Origin of the sequence: Baumannia cicadellinicola str. Hc (Homalodisca coagulata), from assembly GCF_000013185.1 — a bacterium.
Lineage (GTDB): Bacteria > Pseudomonadota > Gammaproteobacteria > Enterobacterales > Enterobacteriaceae > Baumannia > Baumannia cicadellinicola_E.
The window spans coordinates 511,410-538,202 of sequence record NC_007984.1 but is presented as its reverse complement, the minus strand read 5'-3'; the positions used below and the strand labels follow the sequence as shown (position 1 = coordinate 538,202).

Annotated in this window: 13 protein-coding genes, 1 tRNA gene, 3 rRNA genes and 1 pseudogene; 12 read left to right on the top strand and 6 right to left on the bottom strand. The window is 33.5% G+C overall.

Annotation, left to right across the window (positions count from 1 at the left end):
• Window positions 1–317: 317 nt before the first annotated feature.
• The 3 genes from murG (at window position 318) to ftsZ (ending at window position 4,422) form a co-directional block, all read left to right on the top strand.
• Complete coding sequence (gene murG, locus BCI_RS02575) at window positions 318–1,394, top strand: undecaprenyldiphospho-muramoylpentapeptide beta-N-acetylglucosaminyltransferase (protein ID WP_011520682.1); 1,077 nt, start codon at window positions 318–320, stop codon at window positions 1,392–1,394.
• Between the two features lie 71 nt (window positions 1,395–1,465).
• Window positions 1,466–2,938, top strand: a complete 1,473-nt coding sequence (gene murC / locus BCI_RS02570) for a UDP-N-acetylmuramate--L-alanine ligase (protein ID WP_011520681.1) — start codon at window positions 1,466–1,468, stop codon at window positions 2,936–2,938.
• A 311-nt stretch (window positions 2,939–3,249) separates the two neighbouring features.
• Window positions 3,250–4,422, top strand: a complete 1,173-nt coding sequence (gene ftsZ / locus BCI_RS02565) for a cell division protein FtsZ (RefSeq protein ID WP_011520680.1) — start codon at window positions 3,250–3,252, stop codon at window positions 4,420–4,422.
• 123 nt (window positions 4,423–4,545) lie between these two features.
• Here the strand turns inward: ftsZ and BCI_RS02560 are convergent, their stop codons facing one another.
• The gene (locus tag BCI_RS02560; protein ID WP_011520679.1) at window positions 4,546–5,067 is read right to left on the bottom strand and encodes a DUF721 domain-containing protein; all 522 of its coding nucleotides are present in this window, start codon (window positions 5,065–5,067) and stop codon (window positions 4,546–4,548) included.
• Window positions 5,068–5,309: 242 nt separating this feature from the next.
• Here BCI_RS02560 and secA point away from each other — a divergent pair.
• Together secA and BCI_RS03340 are read left to right on the top strand one after the other, a co-directional pair.
• Window positions 5,310–7,785, top strand: a pseudogene (secA, locus tag BCI_RS02555) (preprotein translocase subunit SecA); the annotation flags it as partial.
• A 110-nt stretch (window positions 7,786–7,895) separates the two neighbouring features.
• On the top strand, window positions 7,896–7,970 hold the full coding sequence (locus BCI_RS03340; RefSeq protein ID WP_143485621.1) for an SEC-C metal-binding domain-containing protein: 75 nt from the start codon (window positions 7,896–7,898) through the stop codon (window positions 7,968–7,970).
• Window positions 7,971–8,000: 30 nt separating this feature from the next.
• Here the strand turns inward: BCI_RS03340 and coaE are convergent, their stop codons facing one another.
• Window positions 8,001–8,612, bottom strand: a complete 612-nt coding sequence (gene coaE / locus BCI_RS02550) for a dephospho-CoA kinase (RefSeq protein ID WP_011520678.1) — start codon at window positions 8,610–8,612, stop codon at window positions 8,001–8,003.
• Between the two features lie 50 nt (window positions 8,613–8,662).
• On the bottom strand, window positions 8,663–9,550 hold the full coding sequence (nadC, locus tag BCI_RS02545; protein ID WP_011520677.1) for a carboxylating nicotinate-nucleotide diphosphorylase: 888 nt from the start codon (window positions 9,548–9,550) through the stop codon (window positions 8,663–8,665).
• A gap of 354 nt (window positions 9,551–9,904) precedes the next feature.
• Between nadC and aceE the strand changes: the two genes are divergently transcribed.
• The 7 genes from aceE to rrf all read left to right on the top strand — a co-directional run bounded on the left by aceE (window position 9,905) and on the right by rrf (window position 20,622).
• Window positions 9,905–12,574 (top strand): pyruvate dehydrogenase (acetyl-transferring), homodimeric type, encoded by a 2,670-nt coding sequence (aceE, locus tag BCI_RS02540; protein WP_011520676.1) that lies wholly within the window; start codon window positions 9,905–9,907, stop codon window positions 12,572–12,574.
• Between the two features lie 10 nt (window positions 12,575–12,584).
• A complete protein-coding gene (locus BCI_RS02535; RefSeq protein WP_041574901.1) occupies window positions 12,585–13,874 on the top strand; it encodes a 2-oxo acid dehydrogenase subunit E2 in 1,290 nt (429 codons plus the stop codon).
• Between the two features lie 58 nt (window positions 13,875–13,932).
• Complete coding sequence (lpdA, locus tag BCI_RS02530) at window positions 13,933–15,345, top strand: dihydrolipoyl dehydrogenase (RefSeq protein WP_011520674.1); 1,413 nt, start codon at window positions 13,933–13,935, stop codon at window positions 15,343–15,345.
• Between the two features lie 401 nt (window positions 15,346–15,746).
• Window positions 15,747–17,304, top strand: a 16S ribosomal RNA gene (locus tag BCI_RS02525).
• A gap of 110 nt (window positions 17,305–17,414) precedes the next feature.
• A tRNA-Glu gene (locus tag BCI_RS02520) sits at window positions 17,415–17,487 on the top strand.
• 84 nt (window positions 17,488–17,571) lie between these two features.
• Window positions 17,572–20,474 (top strand): 23S ribosomal RNA (locus BCI_RS02515).
• A gap of 33 nt (window positions 20,475–20,507) precedes the next feature.
• Window positions 20,508–20,622, top strand: a 5S ribosomal RNA gene (gene rrf, locus BCI_RS02510).
• The 16S, 23S and 5S rRNA genes sit together here with 1 tRNA gene alongside, the layout of an rRNA operon.
• Window positions 20,623–20,662: 40 nt before the next feature.
• Here rrf and BCI_RS02505 read toward each other — a convergent pair.
• Genes BCI_RS02505 through rpoC form a run of 3 tightly spaced genes read right to left on the bottom strand, consistent with a single transcriptional unit; the run spans window position 20,663 to window position 26,785 of the window.
• Entirely contained in the window at window positions 20,663–21,511 is an 849-nt protein-coding gene (locus tag BCI_RS02505; protein ID WP_011520673.1) for a biotin--[acetyl-CoA-carboxylase] ligase, read from the bottom strand.
• 1 nt (window position 21,512) lies between these two features.
• Window positions 21,513–22,541 carry a UDP-N-acetylmuramate dehydrogenase gene (gene murB / locus BCI_RS02500; RefSeq protein WP_011520672.1) on the bottom strand — a complete coding sequence of 343 codons (1,029 nt, stop codon included), beginning with the start codon at window positions 22,539–22,541 and terminating at the stop codon, window positions 21,513–21,515.
• A gap of 17 nt (window positions 22,542–22,558) precedes the next feature.
• Window positions 22,559–26,785: a DNA-directed RNA polymerase subunit beta' gene (gene rpoC, locus BCI_RS02495; protein ID WP_011520671.1), complete on the bottom strand. Its 4,227-nt coding sequence runs from the start codon at window positions 26,783–26,785 to the stop codon at window positions 22,559–22,561.
• Window positions 26,786–26,793: the final 8 nt, after the last annotated feature.

Genomic DNA, 26,793 nt, shown 5'->3' with positions numbered 1-26,793 from the left:
TGCTTAGTAGTTTTTTAAATTTAATATCATGAACTATATGATTTTATAATAAGTAACTATGCACCTAACTTATATAAAAGCACCTAACTTATATAAAATTAGATAATTAAAAGTAGTTATTGATTAAATATACGAATAACCTGTATTCGACAGTAATGGATGGTTAGTTACTAAATATATTAAGATTTTTAGTAAAAATTTACATAAAAAATATAGTTATTAATTGAAAATTTAATATATAAATAATATTTTGATTTCTAATAGCAAAAAATTACAAATTAATTTAGTCTATATAACTAAATATCAAGCTTTTATTCATGATTAGAAAACGATTAATAATTGTAGCTGGTGGTACTGGTGGACATATATTTCCCGGTTTAGCAATAGCTAATAATATGATAACCCAAGGTTGGGACGTTCGTTGGTTAGGGACAAAAAATCGTATAGAAGCTGATTTAGTACCAAAACATGGAATAACAACATACTTTTTATCTATTTATGGATATGGACTACATGGCAAAAAACAAAAAATATTAGCTATAGTAAGTATTTTACAAGCTGTACTACAATCATATTATATTATGCGTAAGTGGAGACCGGATATAGTACTAGGTATGGGAGGATATATTTCTGGACCTTGTGGTTTAGCTGCATGGATGTGCAAGATTCCATTAGTAATACATGAACAAAATAGAGTAACTGGACTAACTAACTATTATCTATCTAAATTTGCGAAGAAAGTGCTACAAGCATTTCCTAGTGTTTTTCCTAATGCTAATGTAGTTGGTAATCCAATTCGCAAAGAAATCTTAGCCGTAATAGAACCATCTTTGCGATTATGTAATCGTACTGGACCAATTAGAATCTTAGTTATTGGAGGTAGCCAAGGATCAAAAATAATAAACCAAATTTTACCCGTTGTTGCGGCACAACTAGCTGGTAAGTATGTTTTTTGGCATCAAGTTGGTAAGGGTGCTTTAAAAGAAGTACAACAAGTTTATACTAGTATGTTAAAAAATCAGCTTAATTATAAATTAGTAGAATTTATTGATGATATTGCTATTGCTTATGCTTGGGCTGATGTTGTTATATGTCGTTCTGGAGCGCTTACCATAAGCGAAATAGCTGCTGTTGGGTTACCTGCTATTTTTGTTCCTTTTATGCATAAAGATCGACATCAGTATTGGAATGCACTTCCCCTAGAACAGCTAGGAGCAGCTAAAATACTCGAACAACCTAACTTTACAGCAGAGAAAGTTAGCCAAATACTAATGAGTTGGGATCGTTCAAAACTATTTACTATGGCGCAACGTGCAAGAACCATAGCTATGGTAGACTCAACTGAACGAGTTACTAGTGAATTAATAGAATTAGCAAATAACACGAAGCATTAATATATTATTTATGCCAAAAAAATTTTTGGTCGTATTTTATACGATAATTTTTCCTATTTATTAAGAATAATGTGAATTATCAAAGATTAGCTCAACTACAAAAACTAGTACCTCAGATGCGACAAGTTAAGCGAATTCATTTTATAGGTATTGGTGGTGTAGGCATGAGTGGAATAGCCAAAATTTTATTACATGAAGGCTACCAAATTAGTGGTTCAGATTTAGTACAAAATAAAGTAACAAAGCACTTAGTTGCACTTGGCGTAAGTATCAAATTTCAACATATTCCAGAAAATGTTCTAGATGCTAATGTAGTCGTAGTATCTAGTGCTATTAGTATAGCTAACCCAGAAATTGTAGCTGCAAAAAAATTACGTATTCCAATTATAACACGTGCAGAAATGTTAGCAGAGTTAATGCGTTTCCGATATGGTATTGCTATTGCAGGTACACATGGAAAAACTACTACTACTGCTATGTTAGCTAGCATATACTTAGAAGCTGGATTAGATCCCACTATTGTTAATGGTGGTTTAATAAAATCGATAGGTCAATATGCACGCTTAGGTTATGGTAGTTATTTAATTGCTGAAGCAGATGAAAGCGATTTATCTTTCCTGCATTTACAACCTATAGTAACTATTATTACTAATATTGAAGCTGATCACATGGAAAACTATCAAGGTGATTTTAATTATTTAAAAAATACATTTTTAAAATTTATACATAAATTACCATTTTATGGTAAAGGTATTATGTGTTTAGATGATCCAGTTATCCGTGATTTATTACCGCATATTAGTAGACATATCATTACTTATGGTTTTAACAGCAAAGCTAATTTTCGTTTAACAAACTATCATCAGAAAGAAGCACATGTTAGCTTCCAACTTTATCGGCAGGATAAACCTACTCTTAGAATAGAATTAAACTCTCCGGGGAGACATAATGCCTTAAATGCAGTAGCTGCTATTGCTGTAGCAACAGAAGAAGGTATAGCTGATAAAAATATATTACAAGCATTATTTAGATTTAAAGGTATAAACAGGAGATTTGATAAGTTAGGATGTTTTTCTTTAAAAAAAATTAATGGTAAAAATGGAGTAGTAATGTTAGTAGAAGACTATGGTCATCATCCTACTGAATTACAAGCTACTATACAATCAGTACGTATAGGATGGCCAGATAAGCGCCTTGTTATGGTTTTTCAACCTCATCGTTATACTCGTACTAGAGATTTGTATGAATATTTTGTAGGTGTATTATCTAAGGTTGATGTTCTATTAATGTTAGATATTTATCCTGCTGGTGAGAATCCAATAGCAGGAATAGATAGTAAATCATTATGCTGTACTATCCGTAATACTAGTAAATTAGATCCTATATTTATTCATGAACTAAATAAGTTACCTGTAATGTTAGCACAATTATTACAGGATAATGATTTAGTATTAATGCAGGGTGCAGGTTCTATTGGATTAATAGCCAGTCAATTAGCAATTGGTAAACTGCAAACTAATATTCGGCATAATCCTCTAATATAGAATTAGAGCTTATTTTTTGCTTATTAATTTAGCAATAAATAACATTAATAATTTTTAGTAAAATATTTTACAAGAAAATTAAATAGTAATATTAATAAATTTATTTCTTCAAATTAAAAATTTATGCTAAGTATATTTAGATATATTTAGCTAATATAATAGCTATCTTAATTTATAGATAAATATTATCATCATTATTATAAGCTAAATAGTTTATCTGCTTTTTAAGAGAAACTATCAGCAGTTTACAAAAACTATATTATTCTAACATAATAGTTAACTACTAGTTTTAAATAAAACGGAGATAAACTATGTTTGAACCAATAGAATTAACTGATGATGCAGTAATAAAAGTTATTGGTGTAGGTGGTGGTGGTAGTAATGCTGTTGAACATATGGTACGAGAAAATATTGAAGGGGTAGAATTTTTTGCTGTTAATACTGATGCTCAGGCATTACGTAAAACATTAGTTAGTCAGCAAATACAAATTGGTAAGAATGTTACTAAAGGTTTAGGTGCAGGTGCTAATCCTGAAGTAGGACGTTATTCTGCTGAGGAAGATCGTGAAATACTAAGTAATGCTTTAGAAGGTGCGGATATGCTTTTTATTGCAGCAGGTATGGGTGGAGGTACTGGTACTGGAGCTGCTCCAGTAGTAGCTGAATTAGCTAAAGAAATTGGTATACTTACTGTAGCTGTAGTAACAAAACCATTTAATTTTGAAGGTAAAAAACGTATGACATTTGCTGAACAAGGCATAGCAGAACTTTCTAAACATGTAGATTCTCTAATTACTATTCCTAATGATAAATTACTAAAGGTACTAGGAAGAGGAGTTTCATTATTAGATGCATTTTGTGCCGCTAATAGCGTGTTAAAAGGTGCTGTACAGGGTATTGCTGAGCTTATTACACGTCCTGGATTAATGAATGTAGACTTTGCAGATGTCCGTACAGTTATGTCAGAAATGGGTTATGCTATGATGGGTTCAGGTGTAGCTTCTGGAGAAAATAGAGCTGAGAACGCATCAGAAACTGCTATTTCTAGTCCGCTATTAGAAGATATTGATTTATCTGGTGCTCGTGGCGTACTGGTAAATATTACTGCAGGTTTTGATCTACGTCTAGATGAATTTGAGAAAGTAGGTAACACTATTAGAGGATTTTCTTCGGATAACGCAACTGTAGTAATTGGTACTTCACTAGATCCTAATATGAATGATGAATTACGTGTAACTGTAGTAGCAACAGGTATAAGTGTAGATAAACGTCAAGACAATCCTTATGTAACCAATAAATCAAATAATCAAACAATAATAGAACATCGTTACGGCAATAATTCTAATAAGATATCTCCATTATATGGAGAACAAAAAATAACAACATTAGCTGTTAATGAACGAAATTCAACTAAAAGTAAAAAGTTAGACTACTTAGATATACCAGCATTTTTACGTAAGCAAGTAGATTTAAAATCCAATTAAATATTATTTATATTGATGCATCAATATATCTATAAATTTATTTTTAGTATTAGTAATTGTTTATATTAATTAGAAAGCATAATAAGTATATTATATAATTTAGAGACAATTGTGACAGTATTCTTATTTACTATTAGTATGATTATTATCGACAGCTAACATTGCTAATCTTTCTAGTATTATTTGCAATTTACCTTCACTATTTGCGGCTAAATTACGTATTAATTTAGCACTATTAACACTTAAATTACGTGGTGTTTGTTGTTCTATTTTACCATTAAATAATACACTATAGGGTTTTGATCTAGAAATATTTCTTTTAATTGCTAAAGAAGGCTGAATTCTTATATCAATATAAGATAATGATGGTAATATTTTACTACGTAAATTATATAGTAATTGGGTTTTTTCATGTCGTAATCGCATAAGCCAACTAGCATTAGCCGTTTCTAGCACCATTATACTTTTACGTATATTAGCAACTCTACACCAAGGACGTAATATGATTGGTAGTAGTCCAATAACTATATTATTAATATTTAGTAGATATACAGCATGCTGTTGTAATTTTGATAAATTACTTTGATTAGTATCATTTATTTTTTGTAAAATAAAATATATAGATAATGGATTGCTATTACGCATAACTTAACTCCAACGAATTGCAATACAATTGCATATATATTTAGTTATTATTGTTCATAATATCAATTAACGGTATATCAGATTACTTATATATCAATATAAAATGATTTAATGGAAATATTAGCTACTAAGAATTTAAGAGAGAAAATTAATTTTTGTATGAAAGCAAAATTAAATAGTAAGATACAATTGTCCTTTTGTTAAGTAAGCAATATTTAATGCTGTAAAGAGATTAACTAATTATGTTTTCACGAATTCTTACGAAAATGTTTGGTAGCCGTAATGATCGCACATTACGGCGTATAGGTAAATTAGTAAACATTATTAACAAAAAAGAACCAGAAATAGAAAAACTTAGCGATAAACAATTAGCTGCTAAAACTAGCATATTTCGATCTTATATTAAAGATACACAAACGAAAGATATATTAGATAATATTTTACCAGAAGCTTTTGCTGTTGTGAGGGAAGCTAGTAAACGTGTATTTAATATGCGTCATTTTGATGTTCAACTATTGGGAGGTATTGTACTAAATAATAGATCTATTGCCGAAATGCGTACTGGTGAAGGAAAAACTTTAACCGCAACTTTACCTGCTTATTTAAATGCACTTAGTGGTAAAGGTGTACATATAGTTACAGTAAATGATTATTTAGCACAACGTGATGCTGAAAATAATAGAGTATTATTTGAATTTTTAGGTTTAAGTGTAGGTATTAATTTACATGGGTTATCTATAGCTGCTAAACGTGCAGCTTATGCTGCAGATATTACTTATGGCACTAATTATGAGTATGGGTTTGACTATTTACGTGATAATATGGCATTTAGTACAACAGAACGTGTACAACGTAAATTACATTATGCCTTAATAGATGAAGTAGATTCAATCTTAATTGATGAAGCACGTACCCCACTAATTATTTCTGGTCCTGCTGAAAATAGTTCAGAACTATATCGTAAAATTAATAATTTAATCCCACATTTTATACAGCAAGATAAAGAAGATACTGATAACTTTCAAGGAAAAGGTCACTTTTCAGTAGATGAGAAAAATCGTCAAATTAATTTAACTGAACGTGGTTTAATTCTTATAGAAAAACTAATGGTTGAATATAAACTTTTAGCAAAAGGAGAATCACTTTATTCTCCTCAACATATGATACTAATGCATCATATGTTAGCTGCTTTACGAGCGCATATGTTGTTCTCTTGTAATGTAGATTATATTATTAAAAATGGTGAAATAGTAATTGTAGATGAACATACTGGTCGTATTATGCCAGGTAGGAGGTGGTCAGATGGTTTACATCAAGCAATAGAAGCAAAAGAAAAAGTAGCTATCCAACATGAAAACCAAACACTAGCATCAATTACATTTCAAAATTATTTTCGTTTATATGAAAAGTTATCCGGCATGACTGGTACTGCTGATACTGAAGCATTTGAGTTTCGTGCTATTTATAAGTTAGATACTGTTGTAATTCCAACTAATCAGCCTATGATTCGCAAAGATCTACCTGATTTAGTTTATCTTACAGAAGTTGAAAAAATCCATGCTATAATAGAAGAAATAAAAAGTTGTCTAAAACGTAAACAGCCCGTTCTTGTCGGAACAATGTCGATTGAAAAATCAGAATTAATATCTCATGAATTAAATAAAATAGGCATTATACATCAAGTATTAAATGCTAAATTTCATGCTAAAGAAGCTGAAATAATAGCACAAGCTGGTAAACCAGGAGCTGTTACTATTTCTACGAATATGGCTGGACGTGGAACTGATATTGTTCTAGGTGGAAGTTGGCAAGCAGAAATAGCAACAAGAAAAATATCAAATGAGCAACAAATATCACAGATAAAATTATCTTGGCAAAAAAAACATCAAGCAGTATTAGCAGCTGGAGGTTTACATATTATTGGGACTGAACGTCATGAAGCTCGTCGGATTGATAATCAGTTACGTGGACGTTCTGGTCGTCAAGGAGATATTGGTTCTTCTCGTTTTTACTTATCAATGGAAGATACTCTTATGCGGATTTTTGCTTCTGATAGAGTATCCAATATGATGCGAAAATTAGGTATGAAGTTTGGAGAAGCTATAGAACATCCATGGGTAACTAAAGCTATTGCTAATGCTCAACGTAAAGTTGAAAACCATAATTTTGATATTCGTAAGCAATTACTAGAATATGATGATGTTATTAACGATCAACGCAATGCTATTTATATTCAGCGTAATGAATTACTTGAAGTAAAAGATATCAGTGTAATTATTCATAATATCCGTATAGATGTGCTTAAAAAGCTAATTAATACTTATATTCCACCACAATCATTGGAAGAAATGTGGGATCTAGCAGGTTTACAGCAATGTCTAAAGAATGACTTTGATATTCATATACTAAATATATCACAATTTCTTACAGAAAAAATTGAATTACATGAACAAATCTTAAATAAAATGATGCTAGATAAATATCTAGCTCAGGAAAAAATTATTGGTCAAGATTTGATGCGTTCTTTAGAAAAACAAATTATGTTACAAACACTTGATTCACTATGGAAAGAACATTTATCTGCAATAGATTACCTTCGCCAAGGTATTCATCTGCGGGGTTATGCACAAAAAGATCCCAAACAAGAATATAAACGTGAGTCATATATTATGTTTACAGCTCTGCTAGAAAAACTAAAATATGAAGTACTTAGCACAATAAATAAATTGTCTATAAATATGTTAAAAGAACATATTTCATTTAATAATATAAATATACCATTGCTAAATACAAATATAAAGAATAAATAATTCCATTTTTCTGATAAAATAGATAGTAATCATCCTTGTCTATGTGGATCTGGTAAAAATTTTAAGAGTTGTCATTCACTACAACAAAAATAACTAAGTTAATTTAGATCTAAACTTGTTAAGTTAACCTATATTTTTTAATGTTGCACAGCGAAGATAAAAATTATGCAATTTAGTAATATCTAAATCTTTATAAGATTTACTATTATTAATAATATCATTTGCATAATTTATGCGATGTGAACGTTGAATTTGCGCTGCGATAATATTTTCAACTTGTTGACTATTTGTTCTATCACGAATTATAGTACGGGCAATTTGAATTTCAGGAGTAACATCAATGACCAAAATTCTGTCAGCATATTTTTGTAAATTAGTTTCTATTAATAATGGAACTACCCATATAATATATGGAGCATAATTATAGATAGCTTTTATTTTTTGTTGTGTTGATAGTTGAATCAAAGGATGAAGCAAATTATTTAACCATACTTTATCTTCTAGATTGCTAAATATTTGTTTTCTCAATGCATAGCGATTTAAGTGTCCATTATTATGAAGTATCATAGGACCAAAACGTTGGTAAATAAGATTTAAAGCATAACTTCCTGGTTGTACTATCTGGTGACTAATCACATCAGCATCTATTATAGGAATACCTAAATTAGCAAATTTGTTAGCCACTGTACTCTTACCACTACCAATACCACCAGTTATTGCAACAATATAAGACATAATTTTTCTTTTTTAAGAATTAAGCATATGTTCAATTATTATTAATAATCTTATATTAAACGCATAGTTAGATCTAATGCACGTACATTTTTAGTTAATGCACCAACTGAAATATAATCAATACCAGTGCAAGCATAGTTTTTTATATTGGATAATGTAATATTACCTGAAACTTCTAGTGCTGCTTGTTTACTTGTAATATTTACTGCTTGTAATATATTTTTGTAATTAAAATTATCAAGCATAATAATATTAGCTTTTGCTTTTAAAGCTTGTTTCAGTTCTTGCAGATTTTCTACTTCTACTTCAACTATGAGATCTTTACGTAAAATTAATGCATTAGATACTGCGTTAGCGATAGAACCAGCTGCAAGAATATGATTCTCCTTAATTAAAAAAGCATCTGTCAAACCAATGCGATGGTTATTACCACCGCCACATAATACTGCATATTTAGATGCAGTACGCAACCCAGGTAATGTTTTTCTGGTATCTAAAAGTTTTATTTTTGTATCTTTTAATGCTTCAACATATAATTTTACCTTACTAGCTATGCCACTCATAGTTTGAATAAAATTAAGAGCAGTACGCTCACCTGTAAGTAATATTCTTGTTGGTCCATGAATTTCACATAATAACTGATTAGCTTGGATATAATCACCATCATCTACTTTCCAATTAATTATGATATCATCACTTAGTTGTTTAAATACTTCTATGAACCATTTTTTGCCACAAAAAATACCTTGTTCATGTGTAATAATAGTTGCGTTAGATTTACTAATCTTAGGTATAAGTTGAGCAGTTATATCTATATCTGCATTAATTAGTCCGCCTAGATCTTCTTTTAGTGCAAAGTTTACTATGTATGAAATATCTTCTTTAATTCTTGTTAATAAGTATTGTCTATGAACATTATTTTGATTGTTAGGTAACATAAATATTCCATCTAATTACTAGTTTTAACTAGTAATCTATCTAAGAGATGAGTAAAAAAATTAGTATATAATAAATTATTTTTATTCATAGTAAATTAATTTATTGATTAATATTATGAAAAATTAAATATATTTAATTTTAAATATTTATTAAAAATAATTTATTATATATAGAAAAATATTTTTATAATGATAGTGTATTTTTATCTCATAAATATATAAATTTTACTATTTAATATTTATAGAAAATATTAGAAATTATATACGTATATTGTATAGTACAAATATTTTATGTTTTCTAATAAATAGAAAAATTATTATAAAATATATAAAGTAAATATAAGGAATATGATTATGTCAGTAAATTTATATGAGGACATAGACCCTATTGAAACAAGCGAATGGTTACAGGCAATAGAATCAGTAATTTATAAAGATGGTAATAATCGTGCACAATTTTTAATTAATAAAATTATCAATAAAGTATATAATAATGGCGTAAAAATATCGCATAATTATGCTCCTAATATTAATTATATAAATAGTATACCAGTAGAAGATGAACCGCAGTATCCAGGTAATTTAGAATTAGAGTATCGTATTCGTTCTGCTATTCGTTGGAATACCATGATGATGGTATTACATGCATCAAAAAAGAATCTTGATCTTGGTGGTCATATAGCTTCATTTCAATCATCAGCTACTCTTTATGATGTATGTTTTAATCATTTTTTTCGAGCGAGCAATAATAAAGATGGTGGGGATTTAGTTTATTTCCAAGGACATATTTCTCCTGGAATTTATGCAAGAGCTTTCATAGAAGGTCGTATTACATTACAACAAATAAATAATTTTCGTCAAGAAGTATATGGGCAAGGATTATCCTCTTATCCACATCCCAAACTAATGCCTGATTTCTGGCAATTTCCTACAGTATCTATGGGATTAGGACCAATTTGTGCTATTTATCAAGCAAAATTTCTTAAGTATTTACATAATCGTGAATTAAAAGATACTTGCAATCAAACTGTTTATGCTTTTTTAGGGGATGGTGAAATGGATGAACCAGAATCTAAGGGAGTACTAAATATAGCAGCTCGTGAAAAACTTGATAATCTAATCTTTGTTATTAATTGTAATCTCCAACGTTTAGATGGTCCTGTAACAGGTAATGGCAAAATTATCAATGAACTAGAAAATATCTTTCATGGTGCTGGTTGGCAAGTAATAAAAGTAATATGGGGTAGTCGTTGGGATAAACTTCTATGCAAAGATAAAACAGGAAAACTGATTCAACTAATGAATGAAACCTTAGATGGAGATTATCAAACGTTTAAATCTAAAAATGGAGCGTATATACGTAAACATTTTTTTGGTAAATACCATGAAACTACTCAACTAGTAAAAGATATGAGTGATGAAGAAATTTGGGCACTAGATCGTGGTGGGCATGATCCAATTAAAATTTTTGCTGCTTTACACAAAGCTAAGAATTCTTATGGAAAACCGGTAGTAATTTTAGCACATACGATAAAAGGCTATGGCATGGGTATAACTGGAGAAGGAATGAATATTGCTCATCAAGTAAAAAAAATAGATTTAGCAGGACTACGTTATTTTCGTGATCGGTTTAATTTAAATACTATTACTGATGATAAAATAGAATCATTACCATATATTACCTTTGCAAAAGAATCAGAAGAAATGGAATATATACGTAAAAAACGTGATGCATTGTATGGATACTTACCAAGTCGAAGAAAAAATTTTTCTAAAAAATTAATATTACCTGTATTAAATGATTTCAAATCATTACTTGAAGAACAAAAAAAAGAGATTTCTACAACTATTGCTTTTATACGTATTTTACAAATCTTATTAAGACACAATCAAATAAAAGATTTATTAGTACCAATAATTGCCGATGAGGCTCGTACTTTTGGTATGGAAGGATTATTTCGATCTATAGGTATTTATAACTCAAATGGTCAACAGTATACACCACAGGATCGAGATAATATTACTTATTATCGTGAAGATAATAAAGGCCAAATTTTACAAGAGGGTATTAATGAGTTAGGTGCAGCAGCATCTTGGTTAGCTGCTGCTACATCTTATAGCACTAATAACTTACCAATGATTCCGTTTTATATTTATTACTCTATATTTGGTTTTCAGCGTATTGGTGATTTACTATGGGCTGCTGGTGACCAACAAGCACGTGGTTTTTTGATTGGTGGAACATCAGGTCGTACTACTTTAAATGGTGAAGGATTACAGCATGAAGATGGTCATAGCCATATTCAATCACTAACTATTCCTAACTGTATTTCTTACGATCCATCATATGCTTATGAATTAGCTGTAATTATACATGATGGTATTAATCGTATGTATGGGGAAAAACAAGAGAATATATATTATTATATAACTACACTTAATGAAAATTATTCCATGCCTACTATACCAGTAGGAGTAGAAGAAGGTATTTGCAAAGGTATTTATAAATTAGAAACTATTGAAGGTAAAAAAGGAAAAATACAATTAATGAGTTCTGGTGCTATCTTACGTCATGCACGTAAAGCTGCTCAGATTCTTTCTAAAGAATATAATATTAGTTCTGATGTTTATAGTGTTACTTCTTTCACTGAATTAGCTCGTGATGGCCAAGATTGTGAACGTTGGAATATGTTACATCCAACAAAATCTCCACGCGTACCATATGTTACGACTATTTTAAATTCTGCTCCAGTAGTTGCTTCTACTGATTATATGAAACTATTTGCTGAGCAAATTAGACATTTTATTCCAGTTAATCAATTTAGTGTATTAGGTACTGATGGTTTTGGTCGTTCTGATAGTCGTGAAAATTTACGCAATCACTTTGAAGTAAATGCCTACTATATAGTAGTTGCTGCATTATGGGAGTTAGCAAAGAGCGGAGAAATTAAAACCGATATTGTAGCAAAAGCTATTAAGCATTTTGGTATTGATACTGAAAAAATAAATCCACGTCTAGCATAAGAGGTACATAATGACTATTGAAATTCTATTACCTGATATTGGAGTAGATGAAGTTGAAGTAACTGAAATACTAGTTAAAGTAGGTGATAAAGTTAATTTTGAACAATCCTTGATTACTGTAGAGGGTAATAAAGCCTCAATAGAGGTTCCAGCACCATTTGCAGGAACAGTAAAAAAAATTAATATAAATATTGGTGATAAAGTTAGTACAGGAGCATTAATAATGCTCTTTGATATTGAAACTGCAACTATACCCTTAACAATAAAAGAGAATATTGATACTAATATTCAATTAACTAATAATAATCATAATATTCTTCCAACTATAAGTGTAAAGAATAATGAAAACTGTAAGTTAGCTATTAAAAATGATTATTTACAAAATGAATCTTATTTTTATGCAACCCCAGCAATTCGTTCTCTTGCACGAGAATTTAATATAAATTTAAATAATATTAAAGGAACTGGTAGAAAAGGACGAATTTTACGCGAAGATATTCAGAAATATATAAAAAATATTATTTATCGTCATGAAATATCAGATAAACAAATAATTCCCATTACATCAAATAATAAACAAAATAATCGCTTACAGTTTAAAGATATTAAAGAAATTCAATTAGGGTCAATACAAAAAAAATCAAGCAGCAATTTATATACTAATTGGATTACTATTCCTCATGTTACTCAATTTCATGAAGCTAATATTACTAAATTAGAGAAATTTAGAAAAGAACAAAATTCTACAGAAGAAATAAAAAAATTAAATATAAAAATTACATTATTAATTTTTGTTATGAAAGCTGTATCTAAAGCATTAGAAATATTTCCATTATTTAATAGTTCTTTATCTGAAGATGGTACTAAATTAATTTGTAAAAAATATATTAATATTGGTATTGCAGTAGATACTCCCTCTGGTTTACTTGTACCGGTCTGTCATAATGTAAACAAAAAAGGTATTATTACTTTGTCGCAGGAAGTAATAAATCTAGCTCAAAAAGCTCATACCGGCAAATTAATTCCATCTGATATGCAAGATAGTTGTTTTACAATATCTAATTTAGGTAATATAGGTGGTATGCATTTTACTCCTATAATTAATGCTCCAGAAGTTGCAATCTTGGGAGTATCTAAAACATATTTTAAACCAGTATGGAATGGTGAAAAATTTATTCCTTTACAGGTATTACCGCTATCTTTATCTTACGATCATAGAGTAATCAATGGTGGTGATGGGGCCCGTTTTATTAATTTTATTGGTCACATTATGTCAGATATACGTCTTTTTATTATGTGATTAATTTTAATTAAAGATAAATATCTAATAAATATTTATCTAATAGTTAGAGGCTATAATGAATAATACATTAAAAACTAATGTAGTTATTATTGGTGCTGGTCCTGCTGGTTATTCAGCTGCTTTTCGTTGTGCTGATTTAGGTTTACAAACTATACTTGTTGAACGCTATTCAAAACTTGGTGGAGTATGTCTTAATGTCGGTTGTATTCCATCTAAAACTTTATTACATATAGCTAAGGTCATAACAGAAACTAAGGTACTAAGTCAGCATCAATTATTATTTGGCGAAATAAAAGCCGATCTAAATCAAGTACGTATTTGGAAAGATAAAATTATTAATCAATTAACAAAAAATTTATACAATCTAGCTCAAAAACGCAATATTACTGTTATTAACGGTTATGGAAAATTTATTAATGATAAAAACATCATCATTAATAATAATAATCATATAACAAATGTTATTTTTGATAATGCTATTATTGCTACTGGTTCGAGTCCAATAACATTACCTTTTCTTAATATTAAGGATCCAAGAATCTGGAACTCTACTGATGCATTAACATTACCTTTTATTCCTAAAAAAATGCTAGTAATCGGTGGAGGTATTATTGGTATAGAAATGGCTTATATTTATTCTACTTTAGGTTCAGAAATAGATATAATTGAAATGTCAAATCAAATAATTCCAGCTGCAGATGAAGATATAGCTAATTTGTTTAATAAACATATTAGAAATAAATTTAAATTAATGTTAGAAACTAAAGTAACTGCTATAGAACCAAGAACAAATGGAATTGCTGTTGAAATTTTGCTAAAAGATAACAAAAAATATATACAATATTATGATGTTGTATTAATTGCTATTGGTCGTATACCAAACGGAAAATTATTAAATACTACACAAATCGGCATTAAGGTTGATGATTTTGGTTTTGTATCCGTAGACAAGCAAATGCGAACTAATATAAAACATATTTATGCTATCGGAGATATTGTAAGTCAACCAATGTTAGCACATAAAGGAATACATGAAGGTTATGTAGCTGCTGAAGTAATAGCTGATAAAATTAGTTATTTTGATCCAAAAGTTATTCCTTCTATTATATATACAGAACCTGAAGTAGCATGGACTGGAATCACTGAAAAGGAAGCAAAAAATAAGAATATTAACTATGAAAAATCTATTTTTCCTTGGTTTGCTTCTGGTAGAGCTATAACATCCTATAGTCAGGATGGAATGACTAAATTAATTTTTGAAAAAAATACACGAAAAATTATAGGTGGTGCAATTATAGGTACTAATGGAGGTGAATTGCTTGGAGAAATTTCTTTAGCTATAGAAATGGGCTGTGATGCAGAAGACATAGCAATGACAATTCATGCACATCCTACACTATATGAATCTATTGGCCTATCAGCAAAAATTTACGAAGGAACTATTGTAGATTTACTAAGTACTAAGTAAAAATTCATTAATAGTAATCAATCATCGATATTTACAATAAATAAAACTTACTGTCCTATTATAAATAATAAAATAAAATTACTAAAACCATACTTGCTTCAGTATGGTTTTAATGATATACATAAACTAATATTATAAATATTAGTTATAAATAAGATAATAAAGGTATATATTAGCTATAATATCTAAAATAAAGACTTGACTAATATTAAAAATATATCATACTTATATTAGTATAATATGCATTAATCGTAAATAAGATTTTGATCTTTAACAATTAAGTAGATAATTTGTGTGGACACACGCAATTAATATCAGTAAATTTAATCTCAAATACTAATACTAGTATAGTACTATAACTAATAGTACCTATATTATTTTTGTTTGAGTATCAAGCTTCTTAATTGAAGAGTTTGATCATGGCTCAGATTGAACGCTGGCGGTAAGCTTAACACATGCAAGTCGAGCGGCATCGAAAAGTTCTATTTTATAGAATTTTGTCGGCGAGCGGCGAACGGGTGAGTAATGTCTGGGGATCTACCTAATGGAGGGGGATAACTACTGGAAACGGTAGCTAACACCGCATAATGTCGTAAGACCAAAATGGGGGACTATATTATATAGTATAGCCTCATGCCATTAGATGAACCCAGATGAGATTAGCTAGTAGGTGAGATAATAGCTCACCTAGGCAACGATCTCTAGCTGGTCTGAGAGGATGACCAGCCACACTGGAACTGAGACACGGTCCAGACTCCTACGGGAGGCAGCAGTGGGGAATCTTGCACAATGGGGGAAACCCTGATGCAGCTATACCGCGTGTGTGAAGAAGGCCTTAGGGTTGTAAAGCACTTTCAATGAGAAAGAAAGTTGTCTTCTTAAAAAGAAGATAATTTGACGTTACTCATAAAAGAAGCACCGGCTAACTCCGTGCCAGCAGCCGCGGTAATACGGAGGGTGCGAGCGTTAATCGGAATTACTGGGCGTAAAGCGTATGCAGGTGGTTTGCTTAGTCAGATGTGAAAGCCCCGGGCTTAACCTGGGAATGGCATTTGAAACTAGCTAGCTAGAGTATCGTAAAGGGGAGGAGAATTCCAGGTGTAGCGGTGAAATGCGTAGAGATCTGGAAGAATACCAGTGGCGAAGGCGCCTCCCTAGACGAAAACTGACACTCAAGTACGAAAGCGTGGGGAGCAAACAGGATTAGATACCCTGGTAGTCCATGCTGTAAACGATGTCGATTTGGAGGTTGTAACCTTTGAGTTATAGCTTTCGAAGCTAACGCATTAAATCGACCGCCTGGGGAGTACGACCGCAAGGTTAAAACTCAAATGAATTGACGGGGGCCCGCACAAGCGGTGGAGCATGTGGTTTAATTCGATACAACGCGAAGAACCTTACCTACTCTTGACATCCAGAGAATAAAGCAGAAAAGTTTTAGTGCCTACGGGAACTCTGAGACAGGTGCTGCATGGCTGTCGTCAGCTCGTGTTGTGAAATGTTGGGTTAAGTCCCGCAACGAGCGCAACCCTTATGCTTTGTTGCCAACGACTCGGTCGGGAACTCAAAGGAAACTGCCGGTGATAAACCGGAGGAAGGTGAGGATAACGTCAAGTCATCATGGCCCTTACGAGTAGGGCTACACACGTGCTACAATGGTGCATACAAAGGGGAGCAATCTCGCAAGAGCTAGCAAAACTCATAAAGTGCGTCGTAGTCCGGATTAGAGTCTGCAACTCGACTCTATGAAGTCGGAATCGCTAGTAATCGTGAATCAGAATGTCACGGTGAATACGTTCCCGGGCCTTGTACACACCGCCCGTCACACCATGGGAGTGTGTTGCAAAAGAAGTAAGTAGCTTAACCTACGGGAGGGCGCTTACCACTTTGTGATTCATGACTGGGGTGAAGTCGTAACAAGGTAACCGTAGGGGAACCTGCGGTTGGATCACCTCCTTAACTTTAATTTTTAATAAATAAAGTAAGATAAAGATTGCGATGTGTTCACACAAATTATCTATTACTAGAATAATAATTAATAAATATCTAGATCAAAGCATTTATTTAATGTCCCCTTCGTCTAGTGGTCTAGGACGCTGCTCTTTCACGGCAGCAACAGGGGTTCAAGTCCCCTAGGGGACGAGACAAATACATATTATTAATATTAAATATTACTAGACTATTTAGTGCTCTTTAACAATTGAAAAAAATATTTTAGGGTTGTGAGGTTAAGTAATTAAAGCGTACACGGTGAATGCCTTGACAGTCAGAGGCGATGAAGGACGTGCTAATCTGCGAAAAGCGTCGGTTAGCTGATAGGAAGCATTATTAGCCGACGATTTCCGAATGGGAAAACCTGACGCTATTAATAGCGTCATTGTTAAGTAAATTCATAGCTTAACAAGGCAAACCAGGAGAACTGAAACATCTAAGTATCCTGAGGAATAGAAATCAACTGAGATTCCCTTAGTAGTGGCGAGCGAAGAGGGAATAGCCTAGAGCCATAATCAGTTTATACATTAGAAAAATGGTCTGGAAAGTCCAGTAATAAAAGGTGATAGCCCTGTATTCGAAAATGTATTTTCTGTGAGCTCAAAAAGTAAGGCGAGACACGTGGTATCTTGTCTGAAGATAGGGGGACCATCCTCTAAGGCTAAATACTCCTGACTGATCGATAGTGAACTAGTACCGTGAGGGAAAGGTGAAAAGAACCCCGGTAAGGGGAGTGAAATAGAACCTGAAACCGTGTACGTACAAGCAGTAGAAGCATATAGATTGTGTGACTGCGTACCTTTTGTATAATGGGTCAGCGACTTATATTCTGTAGCAAGGTTAACCATATAGGGGAGCCGTAGGGAAACCGAGTCTTAATTGGGCGTTAAGTTGCAGGATATAGACCCGAAACCCGGTGAGCTAGCCATGAGCAGATTGAAGGTTAGGTAACACTAACTGGAGGATCGAACCGACTAATGTTGAAAAATTAGCGGATGACTTGTGGCTAGGGGTGAAAGGCCAATCAAACCGGGAGATAGCTGGTTCTCCCCGAAAGCTATTTAGGTAGCGCCTCGTGAATTCATCTTTAGGGGTAGAGCACTGTTTTGGCTCGGGATCTATTATAGGTTACTAAACCAATGCAAACTACGAATACTAAAGAATGCTATCACGGGAGACACACGGTGGGTGCTAACGTCCATCGTGAAAAGGGAAACAACCCAGACCGCCAGCTAAGGTCCCTAAGTTATGATTAAGTGGAAAACGATGTGGGAAGGCTTAAACAGCCAGGATGTTGGCTTAGAAGCAGCCATCATTTAAAGAAAGCGTAATAGCTCACTGGTCGAGTCGGCCTGCGCGGAAAATGTAACGGGGCTAAAATCATATACCGAAGCTGCGGCAGCAATATTTGTTATATATTGCTGGGTAGGGGAGCGTTCTGTAAGCCTGTGAAGGTAAACTGTAAAGTTTACTGGAGGTATCAGAAGTGCGAATGCTGACATAAGTAACGATAAAACGGGTAAAAAACCCGTTCGCCGAAAGACTAAGGTTTCCTGTTCAACGTTAATCGAAGCAGGGTAAGTCGAACCCTAAGATGAGGCTGAAAAGCGTAGTCGATGGGAAACAGGTTAATATTCCTGTACTTAATGTAACTGCGAAGGGGGGACGAAGAAAGCTAGGTTCGCCGGGTAACGGTTGTCCCGGTTTAAGCGTATAGGTGAAAAGTAGGCAAATCCGCTTTTATTACACTGAGGCGTGATGACAAACCATTACGGTGGTGAAGGAATTGAAGCTATGCTTCCAAGAAAAGCCTCTAAGCTTCAGGTTATATTAATTCGTACCTCAAACCGACACAGGTAGTCAGGTAGAGCATACTAAGGCGCTTGAGAGAACTCGGGTAAAGGAACTAGGCAAAATGGTGCCGTAACTTCGGAAGAAGGCACACTAGCATGTAAGTGAAAGGACTTGCTCCCTACGCTGAAGCTAGTCGCAGATACCAGCTGGCTGCAACTGTTTATTAAAAACACAGCACTGTGCAAACACGAAAGTGGACGTATACAGTGTGACGCCTGCCCGGTGCCGGAAGGTTAATTGATAAAGTGTCAAAAGCTTTTGATCGAAGCCCCGGTAAACGGCGGCCGTAACTATAACGGTCCTAAGGTAGCGAAATTCCTTGTCGGGTAAGTTCCGACCTGCACGAATGGCGTAATGATGGCCAGACTGTCTCTACCCGAGACTCAGTGAAATTGAATTCGCCGTGAAGATGCGGTGTACCCGTGGCAAGACGGAAAGACCCCGTGAACCTTTACTATAGCTTGATACTGAATGTTAAACCTTAATGTGTAGGATAGGTGGGAGGCGTTGAAGTGTTGACGCTAGTTAACATGAAGCCATCCTTGAAATACCACCCTTTGATGTTTAATGTTCTAACTTAAGTCCGTTATCCGGATTGAGAACAGTGTCTGGTGGGTAGTTTGACTGGGGCGGTCTCCTCCTAAAAAGTAACGGAGGAGCACAAAGGTTAGCTAATCACGGTCGGAAATCGTGAGGTTAGTGCAAAGGCATAAGCTAGCTTAACTGCAAGAGTGACAATTCAAGCAGATGCGAAAGCAGGTCTTAGTGATCCGGTGGTTCTAAATGGAAGGGCCATCGCTCAACGGATAAAAGGTACTCCGGGGATAACAGGCTAATACCGCCCAAGAGTTCATATCGACGGCGGTGTTTGGCACCTCGATGTCGGCTCATCACATCCTGGGGCTGAAGCAGGTCCCAAGGGTATGGCTGTTCGCCATTTAAAGTGGTACGCGAGCTGGGTTTAGAACGTCGTGAGACAGTTCGGTCCCTATCTGCCATGGGCGTAGGAAGATTGAGAGGGGCTGCTCCTAGTACGAGAGGACCGGAGTGGACGCACCTCTGGTGTTCGGGTTGTCATGCCAATGGCATTGCCCGGTAGCTATGTGCGGGAGAGATAACCGCTGAAAGCATCTAAGTGGGAAACTTGCCTCAAGATGAATCTTCCCTGAGGCTTAATTAGCCTCCTAAAGGGACGTTAAAGACTATAACGTTGATAGGTCGGATGTGTAAGCATTGTAAAATGTTGAGCTAACCGATACTAATGACCCGTGAGACTTAACCTCATAACACCTAAAATATTTTATTCTATTTTTTTGTCTGGTAGATATAGCGCGGTAGTACCACCTGATACCATACCGAACTCAGAAGTGAAATGCCGTAGCGCCAATGGTAGTATGGATTTTTCCATGTGAGAGTAGGAAACTACCAGACAATATCTTTAATTAACTTATTGGTGCGGTAGTTCAGTTGGTTAGAATATCGGCCTGTCACGCCGGAGGGGTTGGTTAGTTGGATTGAACTGAGACCAACGTAAGATAAAAGGAGCTAAACCTTCATGTTCAAATAATATTAAAGCATTATGTAGTACTTGAGTTAATTTTGCTGTAAGAATATTTCTCATAATATGAATTCCTAATTCTTGTAGATTAATCCACTTCTTTACTATTAAAGGCATATTGAGATTAATGCCTACACCAATGACGACATGAGTTAAATTACGATTGTCACTGGTAATTTCTACTAGAATACCTGCTAATTTTCGTTTATCAAAATATAAGTCATTTGGCCATTTTACTTGTATATTATGAGCTCCTAATGTTTGGAGCATTTCTGCTACAGCAATACTTACTATCAAACTAATATGAATTAAAGATGATAGTTGAATATGTTCGAAACGCCAATAAATTGAATAATAAAGATTATAACCAAATGGAGAAATCCATCTACTACCTCGTGTTCCACGTCCATTAAATTGATATTCTGCAACACAAGCATCTCCAGATTGTAGTTTTTTTAGATTATCTATTAGATACTGATTAGTTGAATTAATTACTGGTAATACACGAATGCTTCCTTTTATAAGCATTGCTTGTATTATTTGTTCATCTAAAAGATATAATGGTTTTTTTAAATAAAAAGAGTAATTATTATTTTTTTGTTGTATAGCACATAAATTAATACCCCATTCATGTATTATTTTAATATATTGATTAATAACTAGCGTATTTATATGAAGTAAGTCACATAAATGTTCAATAGAATAAATATTTCCATCAGATATAATCCGAATTATATTTAGTGGTCCTGTTATTTTATTCATATTATGATAAAGCAGTAACTGCATTTATCTCTCCTTGTGCCCCGATAAAACGAACTTCTGGTTCTAACCAAATTGCAAACTTTTCTGCAACTTTATAGCGCACATACTTAGCTAAAGCAGCTACTTCTATGCCGCTAGCATAGCCAATATTAATTAATATTAATGCTTGTTTTTCATATACAGCAACATTACCTAACGTATAACCTTTTAGATTACAATAATCTATTAGCCATCCAGCATAAATTTTTACTTGACCATTATTTTGTGGATAATATGGAATATTAGGATAATTAGCTTGTAATTTAGATAGAATGTTAGCATCTACTATAGGATTTTTAAAAAAACTACCAGCATTACCAAACTTAGTAATATCGGGTAATTTATTTTTACGCAGAGTACAAACTAGATTAAAAATCTCATATGGTGTTACATACGATGCATCAAGGTATTTTAAATCACCATAGTTTAGTACTGGTTGCCAACTTTTTTTACATCGTAATCCGATAGCTACTATCGCATAATTTTCTCTATAATATTGCTTAAAAATACTATTGCGATAGCTAAACTGACAATCTACGGCACTAAAACGATGTTTTTCACCATTATCTAGCTGTAAAACATCTACATATTCACATATATTTTTTAATTCTACGCCATAAGCACCAATATTATGTATTGATGCTGAACCAATATATCCTGGTATTAATGCTAAATTTTCTAATCCTGGTATCTTTTTTTTAAGAGTATATACCACTAAATCATGCCATAATTCACCGGCACCAACATGCAAATACCATGCTTCATCATCTTCACGAATACTTATTCCTCTAATGCGATTTAATAATACTGTACCAGCATAATGCTCTAGAAATAGAACATTACTGCCTCTACCTAATAGTAATACTGGTCTATTAAGTTGTACAGACTGCTTCCATAGTAGCAGTAAATCAAATTCATTATGAGCTATTACTATTTTATGTGCATTAACATTAAGACCAAATGTATTTAATGATTTTAATGTTACACACATAATCTATAAATTCTTAATTAATGCTTATGATTAGTTAGGCTAGAATTTAATAATTCAGCTAAATTAGCAGAAGCTTCATCAGCAGCTGTTATTTGTTGCATATCTAATGCTTCTTCCCTATGCTTAGAATAGCGTGCTCGCTCCTGATGATAAGCATAACCGGTACCGGCAGGTATTAATCGTCCAACAATAACATTTTCTTTTAGACCACGTAAATCATCACGTTTTCCTGCTACAGAAGCTTCAGTGAGTACACGAGTAGTCTCCTGAAATGAAGCAGCTGATATAAAAGATTCTGTTGCTAATGATGCTTTTGTTATTCCTAATAGATCACGTACATAGGTAATTTCTTGTCTTCCTTCGCTTTTTAACTGGCGATTAATAATCTTAATCCTTGAGTATTCTACCTGCTCACCTTCTAGTAAATCAGATCCACCAGCATTAATAATAGTAGCTTTCCGTAGCATTTGACGAACAATAACTTCAATATGCTTATCATTAATTCTTACACCTTGTAAACGATATACGTCTTGTACTTCATTAATGATATAGCGAGTAACTGCATGTACACCACGTAACCGTAGAATATCATGCGGTGATTCTGGTCCATCAGAAATAACATCACCACGTTCTACACGTTCTCCTTCAAATACATTTAGTTGACGCCATTTAGGAATCATTTCTTCATAACTATCATTACTATGTAATGATGATATTACTAAGCGTCGTTTTCCTTTAGTATCTTTACCAAAAGAAATAATACCACTAGCTTCGGCCAAAATAGCTGGTTCTTTTGGTATTCTTGCTTCAAATAAATCAGCTACACGCGGTAAACCACCCGTAATATCTTTAGTTCCACTAGTTTCTTGCGGTAAACGTGCAAGAGTATCACCACTAGTAATTTTAGTACCATCCTCTAACTGTACTATAGTCTTACCGGGCAAAAAATATTGTGCTGGCATGTCGGTACCAGGAATAAGTATATCTTGTTGATTAGCATCAACAATTTTAAGAGCCGGTCGTAAATCTTTACCACTACTAGTTCTTTCTGCAGTATCTAATATGACGATAGAAGATAAACCAGTCAGCTCATCAGTTTGGCGAATAATCGTCTGGCCTTCAATCATATCAGTAAATCGAATAAAACCATTGACTTCAGTAATAACTGGCATTGTATGAGGATCCCAGTTTGCAATAGTTTCTCCACTAATAATATTAGCTCCATCACCTTTAGCCATTATAGCACCATATGGTACCTTATAACTTTCTTTTGTACGGCCAAATTCATCGCTAATTTTTAACTCAGCATTACGAGAGGTGATAACTATTTTATTAGCACTATTAATAACAAATTTAGCATTAACAAGGCAAAGAATTCCATGATTTTTGACTTGAATACTTGATTCTGCTGCAGCCCGGAAGGCTGCACCACCAATATGGAAAGTACGCATAGTCAATTGTGTACCAGGTTCACCAATAGACTGTGCAGCAATCACTCCAATTGCTTCTCCCTTATTTACTAAGTGACCACGTGCTAAATCACGTCCATAGCAATATGCGCATACCCCAAAATCAGCATCACAGGTAACTACTGAACGAACCTTAATATTATCTACAGAATGTTCTTCTAATATATCACACCACTGTTCATTAAGTAGTGTATTCCGTTTTACAAGAATATCAGTTTTACCTGGTTGTAGTATATTTTCAGTTGTGACACGACCTAGTACTCTTTCACGTAATGATTCTTTAACATCACCACCTTCGATGACTGGAGTCATAACAATACCAGATAAAGTTCCGCAATCTTCTTCGGTAACAACTAGATCTTGTGCAACATCAACTAATCTACGAGTTAGATAACCTGAATTTGCTGTTTTAAGTGCAGTATCAGCTAACCCTTTACGAGCACCATGTGTAGAAATAAAGTATTGTAGTACATTTAAACCTTCACGGAAGTTAGCAGTAATTGGAGTTTCAATAATTGAACCATCAGGTTTAGCCATTAGTCCACGCATACCTGCTAACTGTCTAATCTGCGCTGCCGAACCTCGTGCACCAGAATCAGACATCATAAAAATATTATTAAATGAAACTTGTAATTCTTCTTTCCCATGACAGTTGAGGACAACTTCAGTCGAAAGATTATCCATCATAGCTTTTGCTACACGTTCATTTGCCGCAGCCCATATATCAATAACTTTGTTATATCGCTCACCGGCAGTTACTAAACCAGACTGAAATTGTTCCTGAATTTCAGCTACTTCATTCTCAGCATCATCTATAATTTCTGCTTTATGAGCAGGTATGACCATATCATCTATGCCAACTGATGAACCAGAACGGGCAGCATAAGCAAAACCAGTATACATAATTTGATCAGCAAAAATTACAGTTGGTTTGAGACCTAGTATACGATAACAAGTGTTTAACATTTTAGAAATAGATTTTTTTCCCAGTACCTGGTTAACTAAATCAAAAGGTAAACCTTTTGGTACTATCATCCATAGTATAGCTCTTCCAATAGTGGTATCTATGATCTGTTTTTTTTCAACTAACTCATTATCATCAATCTTTTCGTATTCAGTAATACGTACTTTAACACGTGCATGTAGTTCAGCTATTCCAGCATGATAAATCTTTTCTGCCTCCTTAGGACCAGTTAATATCATACCTTCACCTTTACTATTAACACGATCACGAGTCATATAGTATAATCCTAGTACTACATCTTGTGATGGTACAATAATAGGCTCGCCATTAGCAGGTGATAAAATATTATTAGTAGACATCATGAGTGCACGAGCTTCTAACTGTGCTTCAAGCGTCAACGGAATATGCACTGCCATTTGATCACCATCAAAATCAGCATTATATGCAGCACAAACTAATGGGTGTAGTTGAATTGCTTTACCTTCTACTAGAACTGGTTCAAATGCTTGTATTCCTAATCGATGTAAGGTAGGTGCTCTATTAAGCATTACTGGATGCTCGCGAATAACTTCGTCTAGAACATCCCAAACAACAGCTTCTTCACGTTCTACCATTTTTTTTGCAGCTTTAATAGTTGTCGCAAGGCCACAAATTTCAAGCTTACCATAAATAAAAGGCTTAAATAGCTCAAGTGCCATTTTCTTCGGAAGACCACATTGATGTAAACGTAAATATGGACCTACTGTAATTACGGAACGTCCAGAGTAATCAACTCGCTTTCCGAGTAAATTTTGCCGAAAACGACCTTGTTTTCCTTTAATCATATCTGCTAAAGATTTTAAAGGCCGTTTATTAGAACTAGTAATAACACGACCACGTCTTCCATTATCTAGCAATGCATCTACAGCTTCCTGCAGCATACGTTTTTCATTACGCACAATAATATCTGGTGCTGATAAATCTAGTAATCTTTTAAGACGGTTATTTCTATTTATTACACGACGATATAAGTCATTAAGATCAGATGTAGCAAAACGTCCACCATCTAGCGGTACTAATGGGCGTAAATCAGGTGGTAATACTGGTAGTACATTTAAAATCATCCATTCAGGTTTATTACCTGAATGTACGAAAGACTCGAGTAATTTAATGCGTTTAGTTAGTTTTTTACGTTTTGTTTCCGAAGAAACATCTACGATCTCTTCTCTTAATTGTTCGCATTCTTGCTCAAGGTCCATGTTCTTCAATAAATGATGAATTGCCTCCGCGCCCATTTTTGCATCAAATTCATCACCAAATTCTTCTAGGGCATCTAAATATTGCTCTTCTGTTAATATTTGATTACGCTCTAAATAAGTCATACCACCTTCAACCACAACGTAAGACTCAAAATACAGCACACGTTCTATATCACGTAAAGGCATATCCAGCAATAATCCAATACGTGAAGGCAAAGATTTCAAAAACCAGATATGTGCTGTTGGAGAAGCAAGCTCAATATGTCCCATTCGTTCACGACGGACTTTTGTCTGGGTAACTTCAACACCACACTTCTCACAAATAACACCACGATGTTTCAAACGCTTATACTTACCGCATAGACATTCGTAATCTTTAACAGGTCCAAAAATACGTGCACAGAATAAACCATCACGTTCAGGTTTAAAAGTACGGTAATTTATCGTTTCAGGTTTTTTAACTTCACCAAAAGACCAGGAACGAATCATATCAGGCGAGGCTAGTGCAATTTTTATTGCATCAAATTCTTCAGTCTTAGCTTGTGCTTTCAGCAGTTTAAATAGATCTTTCACGGCTTTTG